Source organism: Nocardia xishanensis NBRC 101358, from assembly GCF_001613365.1.
Classification (GTDB): Bacteria; Actinomycetota; Actinomycetes; order Mycobacteriales; family Mycobacteriaceae; genus Nocardia; species Nocardia xishanensis.
Window position 1 is genome coordinate 42,969 of the sequence record NZ_BDCF01000025.1, and the last position, 14,993, is coordinate 57,961.

A 14,993-nucleotide genomic window follows, 5' to 3' on the forward strand; every position below is an offset into this window, starting at 1 on the left:
GTGCGAGGCCGAAGGAAAGGCAGGCCGATCAGTTCTGTTCCGCGAGGAACTTGTCGAGGTAGGCCCAGGTGGTGTCGCGCGCGGTCTCACCGGCGAGGATACCGAGGTGGCTGCCCGGCGAAGTCTCGTAGCGAACGGACGCCGAGCCGGTCAGCGTGCGAGTGCCCGCCTCGACGGCCGCGGCGGGGGTGATGGCGTCGGCAGGCCCGCCGACGAGAAGCACGGGCGCCGTCACGTCGGCGAGCGCGATGCGCCGATCGCCGAGCCGTACGACACCGCGGCCGATGTCGTTGTTCAGGATCAGGCGACCCCACAGCTGTCCGTAGAAGCGGCCGGGATAACCGGGCATCGCGGCCATGAACCGGTCGATGGACTCCATCTTGGCCAGCGTCTCGGTGCGGGCGATGTTGCTCGCCACGAACCACGGCCTGGTGAGTTCGCGGTCCCACGCGGTGACCCGGTAGGCCGCGCGGGTGAGCCGAGCCGGGATGCCGCCCGCCGCCCTGACCGCGGTCGAGGTGGCGATGCCGCCGGTCAGCTCGGCGACCGCGCGCAGCTGCGGGATGCCGGTCATCTTGTCGTAGTCCAGCGGGGAGCCGACGGCGGTGATGGAGCGGATCGGCAGGTGCGCGTGCGCGGCGGCGGTGAGCAGCGCCAGCGTTCCGCCGATCGACCAGCCGACCAGGTCGACCGGCTTGCCGCCGATATCGGCGGACGTGCGCGTGATCGCCTCCGGCAGGATGTCGTCGATCCAGTCCTCGAAGCCCATCCTGCGGTCGGCGAAGGTGATCTCGCCGTAGTCGACGAGGTAGGTGGCGCGGCCGGAGTCGCGCAGGAAGCGCGCCAGGCTCTGGCCGGGACGCAGGTCGAAGCAGCTGGCGGGCGCCGCGAGCGGCGGCACGAGGAGGACAGCGGACGTGCCGTCCGAGGCGCCTCCGTCGTAGCGGCGCAGCAGGCGGTGCGGCTCGTCCGAAAGCACCGTCGACGGGGCCGGGTCCGGCGCCTCGACACCCGAGCCGAAGGTCAGCGCCCAGGCGTTGCGGGCGGCGATGGTGACGGTCTCTGCGATGCTCACCCCAAGAATGTCTCACAGTGGGGTACCGGCGGTAACAGGCAAGTCCGTTTTGCGAGGTTTCCGCACGTCGGACTCCCGCGGCAGCCGACCGGCCCGACCGGCCGGGCGCGGCGCGCGCGAAGGTCACCGGAACGTAGCTTTTCGGGGGCTGTGACGGATTCCGCGACGACGGTGAATTGTCAAGTCGCGCAGCGTCGGTCGGCGCGCGCGCAACGGAAACCGGACTTTTACCGCACTATAACGGCAACGGCAATTCGAGCCGTGCACAATATCACGCTACAATCGCTGCGGACAACGGAAACTTTCGTTGCCCGCGCGTCCGCCGCTAGGTGTGGCGCTGGGGCTTCCGATGTCCAGGAAAATGTGCGCGCACCAGATCCGCACCGCGACTGCGCTGCGCCGATGTTCCCCGGTAGTTGCTGTCGACAGGCGGCACCCGACGACATCCGGCTGCGGCGAGCATTATCGGCGGATACGTGGTTGTCGCGGACCGGCCGGTCCGCCCCACGCCTCGTGCGCGCGTGACGCGATAACGAGGAAGGCACGAACCTGAGCAAGATCACTGTCGAGCAGGAACCCGGTGTGGCGGACACGCTGTTGACGGCCGAACTGGACGCGACACATACCGCCCCGACATTCGCCGAATTGGGGGTACGCGAGGAAATCGTTCGCGCGCTCGCCGAGATCGGCATCGAACGCACCTTCGCAATTCAGGAACTGACCCTCCCGCTGGCGCTGGCCGGCGAGGATCTCATCGGTCAGGCACGCACCGGCATGGGCAAGACCTTCGGATTCGGCGTGCCGCTGCTGCACCGCATCGCCACCGCCGATTCCGGTACCACGCCGCTGGACGGCACGCCGCGGGCGCTGGTCATCGTGCCGACCCGCGAGCTGTGCATCCAGGTCACCGAGGATCTGGAGAACGCGAGCAAGTACCTGCGCAACCACCAGGGCAAGCTGCAGGTCGCCTCGATCTACGGCGGCCGCCCCTACGAGTCGCAGATCGCGGCGCTGCGGTCGGGCGTCGATGTCGTGGTGGGTACCCCGGGCCGACTACTGGACCTGGCCAAGCAGAACCATCTGATCCTGGGCAAGATCGGCGTGCTCGTGCTGGACGAGGCCGACGAGATGCTCGATCTGGGCTTCCTCCCCGACATCGAGCGCATCCTGACCATGGTGCCGGAGAAGCGCCAGACGATGCTGTTCTCGGCCACCATGCCTGGTCCGATCATCACCCTGGCCCGCACCTTCCTGACCCGCCCGACCCACATCAGGGCCGAGGAGCCGCACGACTCCGCTGTGCACGACCGCACCGCGCAGTTCGTGTACCGGGCGCACGCGCTGGACAAGGCCGAGTTGATCGCGCGGGTGCTGCAGGCCGAGGGCCGCGGCGCCACCATGATCTTCACGCGCACCAAGCGCACGGCGCAGAAGGTCGCCGACGACCTGGCCGAGCGCGGTTTCGCGGTGGGCGCGGTGCACGGCGACCTCGGTCAGATCGCTCGCGAGAAGGCGCTGACCAAGTTCCGCAAGGGCAGCGTCGACGTGCTGGTCGCCACCGACGTGGCCGCCCGCGGCATCGACATCGACGACGTCACGCACGTCGTCAACTACCAGTGCCCCGAGGACGAGAAGACCTACGTGCACCGGATCGGCCGCACCGGCCGTGCAGGCCGCACCGGCGTCGCGGTGACGCTGATCGACTGGGACGAGCTCAACCGCTGGTCCTCCATCGACACCGCGCTCGGCCTCGGCATCCCCGATCCGGTGGAGACCTACTCGCGCTCGCCGCACCTGTTCAGCGACCTCGGCATCCCCGAGGGTGTCACCGGCACGGTGCGCAAGGCGCGCCCGGTCCGCGACGAGGACGACGTGGTGGTCGAGCGCGAGGCGCGATCTCCGCGCAAGCGCAACCGCAGGCGCACACGCGGCGGCAGGCCGGTCGAGGGGGCCGAGGTCGGCGCCGAGTCGACCGTCGAGGGCGAGGGAAGCGACGTCGAGCAGACCGCCGCGCCGAACGCGGAGGAGGGCAAGTCCCGCCGTCGCCGCCGTCGCCGCCGCTCCGGCGGGGCCGAAGGCGCCGACAACGGTGTGACGGAAACGAGCGCCGAAGGCGAGCCGACCGAGAACGCTGGGGAGCGCTTCGAGGCGGAGATCGCCGACAGCGGCGCGGAGGCGGCGACCGCCGAGGCTCCGGCCCGGCGCAGGCGTCGTCGTCGCAAGACCGCGGACGAGAACAGCGCTCCGGAAACCGTCGAGGCGGCCGAGCACGTCGCGGCCGAGAACGCGGCACCTGTCACGGCTGCGAACGCCGCGACCGGCAACGCGACGGCCATCGCGGCTCACACCACGACGGCTGGCACGGCAGAAACCGCGAAAGCGACTGCGGCGGAAACCGCGACGCCTACCGAAGCCGAAACCGCGGCACCCGTCGCGGTCGAGACCGGAGCATCCTTCGCAGCCGTAACCGCGACGTCAGCGGAGGCCGAAACCGCGTCGCCTGTCGCGGCGGAGGTCGCAACGCCCGCGTCAGACGCGACCGCGACATCCGAGGCGACCGCCGAGGAAGCGCCCGCGAAGCCCGTCCGCCGACGTACCCGCAAGTCGGCCACGGCCGAGACCGCGGACAACGGCACCGAGAACGCCAACGGCGAGGCCCCGGCCGAACCGGTCAAACGCCAACGCACCCGCAAAACGGCCACGACCGAAGCCGCGGACAACGGCACCGAGAACGCCAACGGCGAGGCCCCGGCCGAACCGGTCAAGCGTCGACGCACCCGTAAGACGGCCACGGCCGAGAACGGCACCGAGAACGGCAACGGCGAAACCGCAGCCGAACCGGCCAAACGCCAACGCACCCGCAAAACGGCCACGACCGAAACCGCCGACAACGGCACCGAGAACGCCAACGGCGAGGCCCCGGCCGAACCGATCAAGCGTCGACGCACCCGCAAGACGGCCGCGGCGGTCGACGGGAACGGCGACGCTCCCGCGGACGCGGAGGCCGCCGAGAAGCCGGTGCGGCGCCGCAAGCGCAAGGCCGACGAGGCGGAGGTGAGCGAGGCCATCGCGGCCACGGCGGGAACGGCTGCTTCGGCGTAGTTCGGCGGATCCGCTAGTCTCGCAATCGTGCTCGCACCTGAGCGGCGGACGCGCGCCGACATCATCTCCGCAGTCGCGATCGCCGTGCTCGTGGTGGTCGCGGCTCTGGTGGTGTGGGCGCGCGGCGACGCGACGGGCACCGAATCGGTGACGGCGCAGACCCCGGCGACCACCCCGCCGACGGCCGACAAGCTACCCGCGAACCTTCGGGAGCTGTGGCACGCGCCCGACGACGCCTCCGCGCGCACGTTGGTCTCCGGTGGGGCGGTGATCACCGGGACGAACGGCTCCGTCACCGGACGCGACCCGGTCACCGGCGCCGAATTGTGGCGCTACCGGCGGGATATGCCGCTGTGCGGGGTGGAGTCGCAGTTCGGCATGGTGATCGCGGTGTACCGGGACCAGCGCGGTTGCAGTCAGGCCACCCTGCTGGCGGGCGACACCGGGGAACGGCGCACCGCGCGCAGCAGCTACATGGATCCGAGCGTGCGCCTCTCCGTCGACGGCACCTACGTGCTCGCGCAGGGCGAGCGGCGGCTGGAGATGTGGCGCTCGGATCTGGTGCGGACGCTGGAGTACGGCTACGTCGACGCGCCGGTGAACGTGAAAACCCAACCGCGCAAAGGCTGCACGCTGCTCTCGGCCGGTTCCAGCTCGTCCCGCCTCGCCGTGCTCGAGCGCTGCCCCGAGGATCCGGCGACCCGGCTGACGGTGCTCAACCCGGCGCCCAAGGACAACACGGTGCCCGAGGAGTACGGTTCGCACGTGCTGGCGGGTCCCGGCGCCGACGCGCAGGACGTCAGGGTGATCGCGGTGTCGGACAGCCGGATCGTGCTCTACCTGCCCGGCGGAACCGCCTCCGGCACAGGCGAATCCGCGCCACCGCGGCTCGCCGTGTACGACAGCACCGGCAATCCCCTTGTGGTACATCAGCTTTCCGCGCCCCTCTCGGAGAACGCGACCACCACCCGGATCGGCTCGTCCTATCTGGTGTTCACCGGCAACAGCCTGATCGCTTTGAACGCGAGCACTTTCGATCCGCTGTGGGCCGCCCCCAACGCGCTGGGCTCGCCCGCGCTGATGGCCGGACGGCTGCTGATGCCGGTCGCGGACGGCATGGCCGTGCTCGACACGACGTCGGGCGCCGAGGTGGGCCGCATCCCGGTCGAGCGGCCCGGCTACACGGGCGATCCGATCTCCCTTGCCGTACTCGGCACCACGGTGCTCGAGCTGCGCGGCGGGGAGCTGCACGCGCTCGGCTGACGCACCGGGTGAGCGGCGGGGTGACCGCGTGACCATGATGGAGAACATGTCCGCACACAACCACGCCCGGCTGGTTCTGCTCCGGCACGGCGAGACGACCTGGTCGCGCGAACTGCGGCACACCAGTCGCACCGATCTGCCGCTCACCGAGCACGGCGAGCGGCAGGCCGAGGCCGCGGGACAGGCGCTCGCCGAGCTGAAGCTGCGCGATCCGCTCGTCCTGACCAGCCCGCGGCAGCGGGCGGTGCACACCGCGGCGCTGGCCGGTCTCCCCGAGTCCACCGTCGACGACGACCTCGCCGAATGGGAGTACGGCGACTACGAGGGCACCACCACCAAGGAGATCCGCGAGAGAGCGCCGGGCTGGACCATCTGGACCGGCGTGACGCCCGGCGGCGAGACGGCCGAACAGGTCCGCGCCAGGGCCGACCGGGTCCTCGCGACCGTCGAACCCGTCCTGCCGGAGCGGGATGTGGTGCTGGTCGGCCACGGGCACTTCTCCCGCGTGCTGATCGCGCGCTGGGCCGAGTTCGAGGTCGTCGAGGGCCGCCGCTTCACCATGTCCACCGCCGCGATCAGCTTGCTCGGCTACGAGCACGACGAGCGAACCATCCACGCGCACAACATCGTTTCGACCATCGAGGGAGCCAAGTGACCACCGACCGGATCCGCCGCGCCACCCCCGCCGACGTCCCGGCGCTGGTGGACCTCGTCTACGACCTCGCCGAGTACGAGAAGGCGCGCCACGAGTGCACGCTCACGCTGGGGCAGCTGCGCGCAGCGCTGTTCGGGCCAGCGCCCGCGCTGTTCGCGCACGTGGCGGAGGACGAGACCGGCGTTGTCGGCTGCGCGATCTGGTTCCTGAACTTCTCCACCTGGGACGGCGTGCACGGCATCTATCTGGAGGACCTGTACGTCAAGCCGGAGACGCGGGGCAAGGGCTACGGCAAGGCGCTGATCGCCGCGTTGGCCAAGGAGGCCGTCGACAAGGGCTACAGCCGCGTCTCCTGGTCGGTGCTCACCTGGAACACGCCGTCCATCGACTTCTACCGCTCGCTCGGAGCGGAAGAACAGGACGAGTGGGTCGGGTATCGGCTGTCGGGCGGCGAGCTGGTGAAGCTGGCCGCCGAAGCGTCCTGAGCCGCGCGGAGGACCGGTGCTGATCGACATCCCCGATCGCTGGCCCGCCGACGCCGAGGAGGCGATGGCGATCCAGGACGCGCTACGTCCGCTCGTGGTCGCGGCGAATCCTCGTCCGCCCGCGTTCCAGACGATCGCCGGGCTCGACTCGGCCTACGACGACGAGAGCGGGGTGGTCGCCGCGGCGGCCGTCGCGCTGGACGCCGCGACGCTCACGACCGTCGACACCGCCGTCGCTCACGGCGCGGTGAGCTTCCCGTACGTGCCGGGTCTGCTGGCCTTCCGAGAGTTGCCAACCACCCTCGGCGTGCTCGAACGACTCAGCGCCACACCGGATCTGCTGATCTGCGACGGCCAAGGCTCGGCCCATCCGCGCCGCTTCGGCCTTGCCTGCCACGTCGGCGTGCTGGCCGGGGTGCCGACGATCGGGGTGGCCAAGAACGCGTGGGGCGACTACACCGAGCCCGGGCCGCGACGCGGCGACGCGGCGGATCTGGTCATCGACGGCGAGGTGGTCGGCAGGGCACTGCGCACGCGGACGGGCGTGAAGCCGGTGTTCGTCTCGGTCGGGCATCTGATCGACCTCGACACCGCCTGCGCGCAGGTGCTCGCGCTCACGCCGCAATACCGCCAGCCGGAGACCACCCGGCAGGCCGACGCGCTGTGCAGGCAGGCGTTGCGGGAGGCGATCGCGGCCGCGCGGTAGTGCCGTGCGGCGTCCGGCTAGTCCGGCGCGACCCCGTAGTCCCTGGCCATCCAGCGGGTCGAGGACGGCACGAACAGCAAGATCAGCGCGGCGACCACGACGACGCCGAGCAGCGCGCCGTACACCGGCTGATGCGAATCGGTGAGCAGCGACCACGCCACGGGGAGCAGCAAGATCTGGGCGATGACGGCGATGGCCCGTCCCCAGCGGCGGCCGAGCAGCAGCCCGACGCCCGCAGCCAGCACCGCGCCGCCGAGAATCCCGAACCATGCCGCAGTGCCGTAGCCGCTGGCCTGCGACTGGTCGTGACCGAGCAGCCCGCGCACCACGAGCACGATCGCGACGGTCACCGCGACCGCGCCTTCCAACGCGACCAGTCCGCCCGCACCGCGCACCGTCGCGGGAACCACGTCCGCCGAAACCTCTGTCTTGCCGCTTTCCGCCACGCGCCAAGCCTACGACGCGTCGTAGGGTGTGCCCGGTCACGGCCGCGCCAGCCGACGCCACCCGCCGCGCTCCCTGCGTGGGCCTGCTGCCGGCGAACCCGCTCCGCCGCGCCTACTAGGCTGCGAACGTGCGGACGTTGCTGATCGTGAACCCGAATGCCACCTCGACCACACCGGCGACCCGAGACCTACTGGCGCACGCCCTGGAGAGCCGCACTCAGCTGACCGTTGCGCACACTCAGCATCGCGGCCACGCGGCCGAACTGGCCCAGTGGGCATCGACCAACGAGATGGATCTGATCGTCGTGCACGGTGGCGATGGGACGGTCAACGAGACCATCAACGGTTTCTTGCCGCTGCCCGAACTGAACGACGGGCAGGCGTTCATTCCCCGGCTCGGCGTGATCCCCGGCGGCTCGGCCAACGTGTTCGCCAGAGCGCTCGGCATCTCCCCCGATCCCGTGACCGCGACCAACCAATTGATCGACTTGCTGACGCTGGAACACGACCGCACCATCGGTCTCGGCCTCGCCGACGACCGCTGGTTCACCTTCAGCGCGGGCGTCGGACTCGACGCCGACGTGTGCGAGGCCATCGACGCCAGTCGCGCCAAAGGCAATGCCGCCACTCCCGGTCGTTATATTCGAACAACTGTGCGACAATTCTTTCGCGCGAAGCGCCGGGAACCGGACATTCGCATCGAAATTCCGGGACACGAAGTAGTTGACGGAGTGCACTACGCGTTCGTCACGAACGCCAGTCCGTGGACGTACCTGAACGCCACGCCGGTGCGCACCAACCCCGGCACGAGCTTCGAAACGGGGCTCGGCGTGTTCGCCGTCAAGTCGATGGCGGTGCTGCCGACACTCATGCTCGCCCGGCAACTCCTGTCCGCGAACGGAAATCCCAAGTCCCGCAATTTGTTTCGCGAAGACGACGTGCCTTCGGTGCATATCGAGACCAAGGAGCCCATCGGCCTGCAAATCGATGGCGACTTTATCGGGAAACGCAACGTGGTGGATTTCACGGCGGTCCCCGACGTGCTCGAAGTGGTCGCGCCGCAGCCTCGTCACTGACGAAACGCCGCGAAAAACTCGCGGTTGTGCTGCGAAAACCACCTCGAGCGAGTACAAAGGACCGGGCAGGTCCCCCTCGGGGACACCTCGATGGCGTGAGCTTCCCCACGGTGCACCGGATACCTATTGACATCTACGGTGTTCGTGAAAGCATTCACAAGCAACCGTGCGGAAACATTCGAGTCGCACAAGTGAACGATCCACTAACGACAGGCGCCCTGTGCGGCGCCCAGCAAAGGAGCAGAGGAATGGACTGGCGCCACAAGGCCATCTGTCGCGATGAGGACCCCGAACTGTTCTTCCCGGTGGGTAACAGTGGTCCTGCGCTCGCGCAGATTGCCGATGCCAAGCTGGTCTGCGCTCGCTGCCCCGTTACTGCCGACTGCCTGTCCTGGGCCCTGAAGTCCGGACAAGACGCCGGCGTGTGGGGTGGTATGAGTGAGGACGAGCGTAGGGCGCTCAAGCGTCGCAACGCGCGCACCCGCACCCGCACCGTCGTCTGACAAAGACGACCGGCCTTACCGGGCCCTCTCAGCCCGGCCCGGTAAAGCATTCAGCCCGGCACCCCTGAGGTGCCGGGCTCTATTGTTTTTTTGCCGCGACTTCGTCGCGGTTCGCGGCCTCTTTCACCTCGCGAACGCTCATGGACGGCCCTCCCTGCGCTCGAAACCTGTTGTTGGACAGGCTTATTGTGGTGATTGCGGGGTAACGGACGGTGACGCGCCGAAAGTGCGCAAGGACACGCCGACATGTCGGGAGATCTTCGTCACATGACGGTGGACGGTCGAGGGTCGGGGTGGCCTCGTTTCGCCCTTCGAAGAGGCGCGGTTACGACGGGGAAGGCGCAGGTCAGCGCCCGGAACGACGACCGAGCGGGACGCGAAGGACGGCGTCCGTGCCGACGTCGGCGCCGGGGTGCAGGCCGATGGAGCCGCCGAGTTCCGCGGTCACCAGCGTGCGCACGATCTGCAGGCCGAGGCGATCGGAGGCTTCCAGGCTGAAGCCGGGCGGGAGGCCGCGGCCGTCGTCGCTGATGATCACGTCGAGCCAGCGCGCGGAGCGCTCGGAACGAATCGTCACGGTGCCGGTCTGACCGGAGTCGAAGGCGTGCTCGATGGCGTTCTGCACCAACTCGGTCAGCACCATCACCAGCGGGGTGGCGCGTTCGGCGGAGAAAACGCCCAGCGAGCCCGCGCGGCGCACCTTGATCCGTGTGGTGTGCACGGTCGCGACGTCGGCCATTATCGGCAGCAACCGGTCGACGACCTCGTCCAGATCGACTTCTTCGTCCACCGACATCGACAGCATCTCGTGCACCGAGGCGATCGAGGTCACCCTGCGCACCGACTCCGTCAGCGCGACCTGCGCCTCCTCGTTCTCGGTGCGGCGGGCCTGCAAACGCAGCAGCGCGGCGACGGTCTGGAGATTGTTCTTCACCCGGTGGTGGATTTCGCGGATCGTCGCGTCCTTGGACAGCAGCGCGCGGTCGCGCCGCTTCACCTCGGTGACGTCGCGGACCAGCACCGCGGCGCCGGCGAGTTCACCGTGCGGGCGCAACACGAGGGTCCGCAGCAGCACGGTGGCGCCGCGCGCCTCGACCTCCATGCGTCGTCCGGTGCGTCCGGCCAGCGCGGCCTGGATGTCGCCGACGACCTCTTGGGCGTCGAACGGGTCGGTGATCAGCGAGCGGGTGGTGACGGCCAGATCCTGTCCGGCCAGATCGCTCTGCAGGCCCATCCGGTGATAGGCCGAGAGCGCGTTCGGGCTGGCGTAGACCACCGTGCCGTCGGTGTCGAGCCGGATGAAGCCGTCGCCCGCGCGCGGGCTGGAATGCGTGGCGGCCCGGTCCTCGGTGGTCGGGAAACTGCCGTCGGCGATCATCTGACACAGGTCGTCCGCGCACGCGACGTAGGCGATCTCGAGGGTGCTGCGTACCCGGGAGCGCTGCATGTCGGTGTCGCGGGAAAGCACCGCGATCACGTCGTCGCCGCAGCGCACCGGGATGGCCTCGCGGATGGCGTGCACCGGATGCGGGTGATAGACGCCCTGCGCCTCCACATCGCTGTCGGCGCGCACGATCTTGCCGGTCATCAACGCGTCGAAGACCTGCGGATGATCGGCCTGGACGGCGGTGGTGCCGACCAGGTCCTCCACGTGCACGGTAGCCGCCGTGGTCGGACGGCACTGAGCGACGCACACGATGTCCGCGCCTTCGACAATCGGACCCGCACCGACCCACAGCAGCAGGTCGGCGAAGGACAGATCGGCGAGCAACTGCCAATCTCCAACCACCCGTTGCAGATGATCCACGGCGACGCCGGGCAGGTCGGTGTGTTCGGCAAGAAGCTCGCTCAGTGTCGCCACGTTCGGTCTACCGCTTCGCGCTAGGAGATGACGGCGATGAGATCGCCCTGCTGTAGCACCTGGCCGGGCGCGACCGCGACGGCGGTGACCTCGCCGCCGTGCTCGGCGAGCACCGGGATCTCCATCTTCATCGACTCCAGCAGGATCAGCGTCTGGTCGATCTCGACGTGATCGCCCACGGCCACGTCCACGGTAATGACCGTGGACACCATCTCCGCGCGCACTTCCTCAGCCATGACACCTCATTCACTCGGTTGATCGGGCGGCTCCGCCGGACCTCGGGCGGCGACGCCGCACCGCGCCGTATCCGCTGAAGGTACAGCCAACCACACATGAAAGAATGGCCTTCAATCAGAAGGGAGACTACCTATGGGTAAGCGCGGACGTAAGAAGCGCAGCCGCAAGGGAAACGCGGCCAACCACGGCAAGCGGCCCAACGCCTGAGCCGCAGCGCACGAAACGACCGAGCGGCACGCTCCCCACTGGGAAGAGCGTGCCGCTCGGTCGTTTTCGGGTCTCAGGCCTCGGGGCTGTCGGACCTGATCACCGTGATCGACTTGTGGATCTCCAGAGTCAGCCGGTCGCGCAACGAGTCCGGCGCTCTGTCGCCGCCGCACTTGCGGCTGAGCAGACTCTTGATCTTCTCCTCGATGCCGTACGCCTCGATACACGGCGAGCAGTGATCCATATGATGCTGCAGGCGAGCGCGGGTCGCGTCGTCACATTCGCCGTCCAGCATGAGCCAGACGTCGGCCAGTACCGCCGTGCAGTCGAGGTCCATGTCGGGGTCCCGCTCCACACTCACTGCTTGACCTCCTGGCGCTCGCTGCGGTTGAACCCCCGTTCGCGCGCCACGTCGGCGAGCAAACCTTTCAATTGCTTGCGGCCGCGGTGCAGCCGGGACATCACCGTACCGATGGGAGTGCCCATGATGTCGGCGATCTCCTTGTACGGGAAGCCTTCGACGTCCGCGTAATACACCGCCATACGGAATTCTTCCGGCAGTTCCTGCAGCGCGGCCTTGATGTCGTCGTCCGGCAGTGCGTCGAGCGCCTCGACCTCGGCCGAGCGCAGACCGGTCGAGCTGTGCTCCGCGGTGGCGGCCAGCTGCCAGTCGGTGATCTCGTCGGTCGGGTACTGCGCGGGCTGGCGCTGCTTCTTGCGGTAGGAGTTGATGTAGGTGTTCGTCAGGATCCGGTACAACCAGGCGCGCAGGTTGGTGCCCTCCTTGAAGGACTTGAACCCCTGGAACGCCTTGACGTAGGTCTCCTGCACGAGGTCCTCGGCGTCGGCCGGGTTCCTGGTCATACGCAGCGCCGCGCCGTAGAGCTGGTCGAGCAGCGGGAGCGCGTCCCGCTCGAATCGCCGCGCCAGCTCGGCATCATCGACCGCGGTGCCGACCTCGCCGTCGTCGTGCACCACGCCTTCGTCGCTCGTCACACCTGTCCCTTCGATAGCTGTACCTGCCAAATCTACCGGCAAGTCCAGATCGGAGGGGAACCCGGCATTCGTCGGCGACGCGACGGTCCACACCGGACGTTCGTCGAGCAGAACGGACACCGACATCTCCTTCACGTGGTCCATCGTGCTGTTCGTCCGGCGCGACGGCGGTCCGCCGCGCCTGTTATCGCATGCAACATGCCCGCCTCACGCTGTGTTCCCACGCGCGGCGCTTCGCGGTTTCCCGCACGGGACGAACGGCACGGGGGCGGCTGGAAATCGAGTTGCGGAACGGGCGCCGCGCGCGGCTAATCTGTCGCCCATGGCAGGCGCTTCGACCCCCGCGATCCGCACCCTGACCAAGGCGGGCATAGCGCACCGCGTGCACTCCTACGCCCACGATCCGCGCGCCGACTCCTACGGCGCCGAGGCGGTCGATGCGTTGGCCGCCGAGCTCGGCGTGAGCGCGGCGCAGATCTTCAAGACGTTGGTGGTCGAGTTGTCGACCGGCACGCTCGCGGTCGCGGTGCTTCCGGTGCCGAATACGCTGTCGCTCAAGGCCGCCGCCGCTGCCCTGAGTGCGCCCAAGGCGGCGATGGCCGACAAGACCAAGGCCGAACGCACCACCGGTTACGTACTCGGCGGCATCTCCCCGCTCGGGCAACGCAAGCAGCTGCCGACCGTGGTCGACGACTCGGCGCTGCGCTGGGACCGTGTGCTGTGCAGCGCGGGCAAGCGCGGACTGGAGATCGAACTCGCGCCCGCCGACCTGGTCCGCGCCGCGTCGGCGGTCACCGCGTCCATCACGGCCTGAGGGCAACGCCGAAGGGCGGCACAACCGGCGGCCCTGCGGCGTCGAATTGCTCTGTGTAACGCCTCGGGCGGCACGACCCCGAAACAGCGGGCGCGCCGCCCCTTCTGTGCGTTACTGATCTGTGCGTCACCCGCTCCAAGTCGCTGATTTCTGCGTTACCGAACAAGGTCCGATTCATCCGACCCGAGGATGTGATGCGAAATGTCCCAGCACTACCGTCTGCGCACCGCGATCGTCGCTCTCGCCGGAGCCGCCCTGCTGACCGCAGGCTCCGCCGCGTTGCAGGCGCCCGAGGCCGCCGCCGCGCCGGGCGGCCCGTCCGCGACTCAGGTCGAGGGCCCGTTCGACGGGCTGGCCGGTGACGAGTCCGACGGCGATCCCTTCGCCGGGCTGGCCGGTGGGGATTCCGACAAGAAGTCCGACGACAAGTCCGAGAAGAAGTCCGAACTCGACAAGGAGCTGGACGAGAAGGCGGACAAGGCCGAGAAGAACAGCGGCGGCGTCACCAGCGCGATCATCGATCTGGTGGCCGACGTCATCAAGTGCGGGCTCAACATCGCCACCGACTCGGTGAAATGCAAGCTGTGAGGCACACGAGCCGACGGGAGCGCGAAGGCCGGGCGATCACAAAAGGCTGATCTGCCCGGCTGTCTCCGCGCCGCTGCCACCCGACACCTCGGCGAGCAGTTCGGGACCGTTGTTCTTCACGCTGTTCACCAGCGGCGACACCGGGCGCGCGACGATGCCCGCCACCTCGTCCACGCTCGGTGTCGCGAGCAGTTCCGCCGGGGCCGGGTGGTCCGGGTCCAGCCAGGCGTCCCAGTGCTCGCGCGCCATCGGCAGCGGCATCCGGTCGTGGATGCGGGCCAGGTCGCCGACCGCGTCGGTGGTCAGGATGGTGCAGGAAAGCAGCGGCTCGCTGTCGCGCACCGAGCGGTCCCGCCACACCGACCACAGCCCCGCCATGTACAGCAGGGAGCCGTCCGCGTTGGCCATGAAGTAGGGGTGCTTGACGGCCTTGCCCTTCGCGCCGCCGATCGAATCCGGTTCCGTCAGCCACTCGTACCAGCCGTCCATCGGCACCAGGCAGCGCCGGTATTTCACGGCGTCGCGGAACGAAGGGGTGGTGGCCGCCTTGTCCGCGCGGGCGTTGAAGAGCGGCTTGCCCTTGGCAGGGACGCCGGGTTCGGCGGCCTTGGTCCAGGTGGGGATCAGTCCCCACCGCATTCGCCGGATGCGCAGCTTCGGATCGTCGTCGGGGTGGTCGTGGTCGCGCCGCTCGACCACGGTCAGCACCCGATTCGTCGGCGCCACGTTATAGTTCTCGAAACCACTTGCGCGTGAGTCTTTTTCGCTGCCGGTCTCGTCGATGGCGTCCAGCTCGACCGCGAGCCTGCCCGGGTTCGTCGTCGTCGCATATCGTCCGCACATATCTCCGATACTCCCACCTCACACCGACAAGCTCGGGGACAATCGATACCGAGTGGTGACCTGGTGAGAGTTTTGACCTAGCATTCTCTCAACGGATGGGGCGGCCATCACACCCATCCGCTCCGGCACGCGCACC

The 14,993-nt window shown here is 68.9% G+C and carries 16 protein-coding genes and 1 pseudogene; 10 read left to right on the forward strand and 7 right to left on the reverse strand.

Annotated elements, in window-relative coordinates; all coding sequences use genetic code 11:
* Positions 1 to 28 precede the first annotated feature (28 nt).
* The gene (locus NX1_RS20525; protein WP_084501604.1) at positions 29 to 1,075 is read right to left on the reverse strand and encodes an alpha/beta fold hydrolase; all 1,047 of its coding nucleotides are present in this window, start codon (positions 1,073 to 1,075) and stop codon (positions 29 to 31) included.
* 529 nt (positions 1,076 to 1,604) lie between these two features.
* Here NX1_RS20525 and NX1_RS37470 point away from each other — a divergent pair.
* The 5 genes and pseudogenes from NX1_RS37470 to NX1_RS20550 all read left to right on the forward strand — a co-directional run.
* Positions 1,605 to 3,193: pseudogene (locus tag NX1_RS37470) on the forward strand (DEAD/DEAH box helicase); the annotation flags it as partial.
* A gap of 1,011 nt (positions 3,194 to 4,204) precedes the next feature.
* Entirely contained in the window at positions 4,205 to 5,440 is a 1,236-nt protein-coding gene (locus NX1_RS20535; protein WP_068061880.1) for an Rv3212 family protein, read from the forward strand.
* Positions 5,441 to 5,486: 46 nt separating this feature from the next.
* Positions 5,487 to 6,095 carry an acid phosphatase gene (locus tag NX1_RS20540; RefSeq protein ID WP_245668599.1) on the forward strand — a complete coding sequence of 203 codons (609 nt, stop codon included), beginning with the start codon at positions 5,487 to 5,489 and terminating at the stop codon, positions 6,093 to 6,095.
* Positions 6,092 to 6,580, forward strand: a complete 489-nt coding sequence (locus NX1_RS20545; RefSeq protein WP_084501605.1) for a GNAT family N-acetyltransferase — start codon at positions 6,092 to 6,094, stop codon at positions 6,578 to 6,580. Before NX1_RS20540 ends, NX1_RS20545 begins: the two co-directional genes overlap by 4 nt.
* 16 nt (positions 6,581 to 6,596) lie before the next feature.
* Positions 6,597 to 7,286, forward strand: coding sequence for an endonuclease V (locus NX1_RS20550; protein ID WP_245668600.1), 690 nt, complete (start codon positions 6,597 to 6,599; stop codon positions 7,284 to 7,286).
* Positions 7,287 to 7,303: 17 nt separating this feature from the next.
* Here NX1_RS20550 and NX1_RS20555 read toward each other — a convergent pair whose 3' ends face one another.
* Entirely contained in the window at positions 7,304 to 7,732 is a 429-nt protein-coding gene (locus tag NX1_RS20555; protein WP_174555500.1) for a hypothetical protein, read from the reverse strand.
* A gap of 128 nt (positions 7,733 to 7,860) precedes the next feature.
* Between NX1_RS20555 and NX1_RS20560 the strand changes: the two genes are divergently transcribed.
* Together NX1_RS20560 and NX1_RS20565 are read left to right on the forward strand one after the other, a co-directional pair.
* Positions 7,861 to 8,808: a diacylglycerol/lipid kinase family protein gene (locus NX1_RS20560; RefSeq protein ID WP_068061882.1), complete on the forward strand. Its 948-nt coding sequence runs from the start codon at positions 7,861 to 7,863 to the stop codon at positions 8,806 to 8,808.
* Positions 8,809 to 9,056: 248 nt separating this feature from the next.
* Complete coding sequence (locus NX1_RS20565; RefSeq protein ID WP_011211115.1) at positions 9,057 to 9,311, forward strand: WhiB family transcriptional regulator; 255 nt, start codon at positions 9,057 to 9,059, stop codon at positions 9,309 to 9,311.
* A 346-nt stretch (positions 9,312 to 9,657) separates the two neighbouring features.
* Here the strand turns inward: NX1_RS20565 and NX1_RS20570 are convergent, their stop codons facing one another.
* Positions 9,658 to 11,172: a sensor histidine kinase gene (locus tag NX1_RS20570; protein ID WP_068061884.1), complete on the reverse strand. Its 1,515-nt coding sequence runs from the start codon at positions 11,170 to 11,172 to the stop codon at positions 9,658 to 9,660.
* A 20-nt stretch (positions 11,173 to 11,192) separates the two neighbouring features.
* Positions 11,193 to 11,408, reverse strand: coding sequence for a biotin/lipoyl-binding carrier protein (locus NX1_RS20575; protein ID WP_068061886.1), 216 nt, complete (start codon positions 11,406 to 11,408; stop codon positions 11,193 to 11,195).
* A gap of 133 nt (positions 11,409 to 11,541) precedes the next feature.
* On the opposite strand from NX1_RS20575, the gene NX1_RS38720 reads away from it, so the two are divergent.
* On the forward strand, positions 11,542 to 11,616 hold the full coding sequence (locus NX1_RS38720; RefSeq protein ID WP_022597109.1) for a 50S ribosomal protein bL37: 75 nt from the start codon (positions 11,542 to 11,544) through the stop codon (positions 11,614 to 11,616).
* Positions 11,617 to 11,689: 73 nt separating this feature from the next.
* Here the strand turns inward: NX1_RS38720 and rsrA are convergent, their stop codons facing one another.
* Entirely contained in the window at positions 11,690 to 11,953 is a 264-nt protein-coding gene (rsrA, locus tag NX1_RS20580; RefSeq protein WP_068062005.1) for a mycothiol system anti-sigma-R factor, read from the reverse strand.
* 20 nt (positions 11,954 to 11,973) lie between these two features.
* Positions 11,974 to 12,738 (reverse strand): sigma-70 family RNA polymerase sigma factor, encoded by a 765-nt coding sequence (locus tag NX1_RS20585; RefSeq protein ID WP_245668605.1) that lies wholly within the window; start codon positions 12,736 to 12,738, stop codon positions 11,974 to 11,976.
* Between the two features lie 196 nt (positions 12,739 to 12,934).
* Between NX1_RS20585 and ybaK the strand changes: the two genes are divergently transcribed.
* Positions 12,935 to 13,426, forward strand: a complete 492-nt coding sequence (gene ybaK, locus NX1_RS20590; RefSeq protein ID WP_068061888.1) for a Cys-tRNA(Pro) deacylase — start codon at positions 12,935 to 12,937, stop codon at positions 13,424 to 13,426.
* Positions 13,427 to 13,627: 201 nt separating this feature from the next.
* Entirely contained in the window at positions 13,628 to 14,014 is a 387-nt protein-coding gene (locus NX1_RS20595) for a hypothetical protein (protein WP_068061891.1), read from the forward strand.
* Between the two features lie 36 nt (positions 14,015 to 14,050).
* Here NX1_RS20595 and NX1_RS20600 read toward each other — a convergent pair whose 3' ends face one another.
* Entirely contained in the window at positions 14,051 to 14,857 is an 807-nt protein-coding gene (locus tag NX1_RS20600) for an SOS response-associated peptidase (RefSeq protein WP_068061893.1), read from the reverse strand.
* Between the last annotated feature and the right edge of the window lie 136 nt (positions 14,858 to 14,993).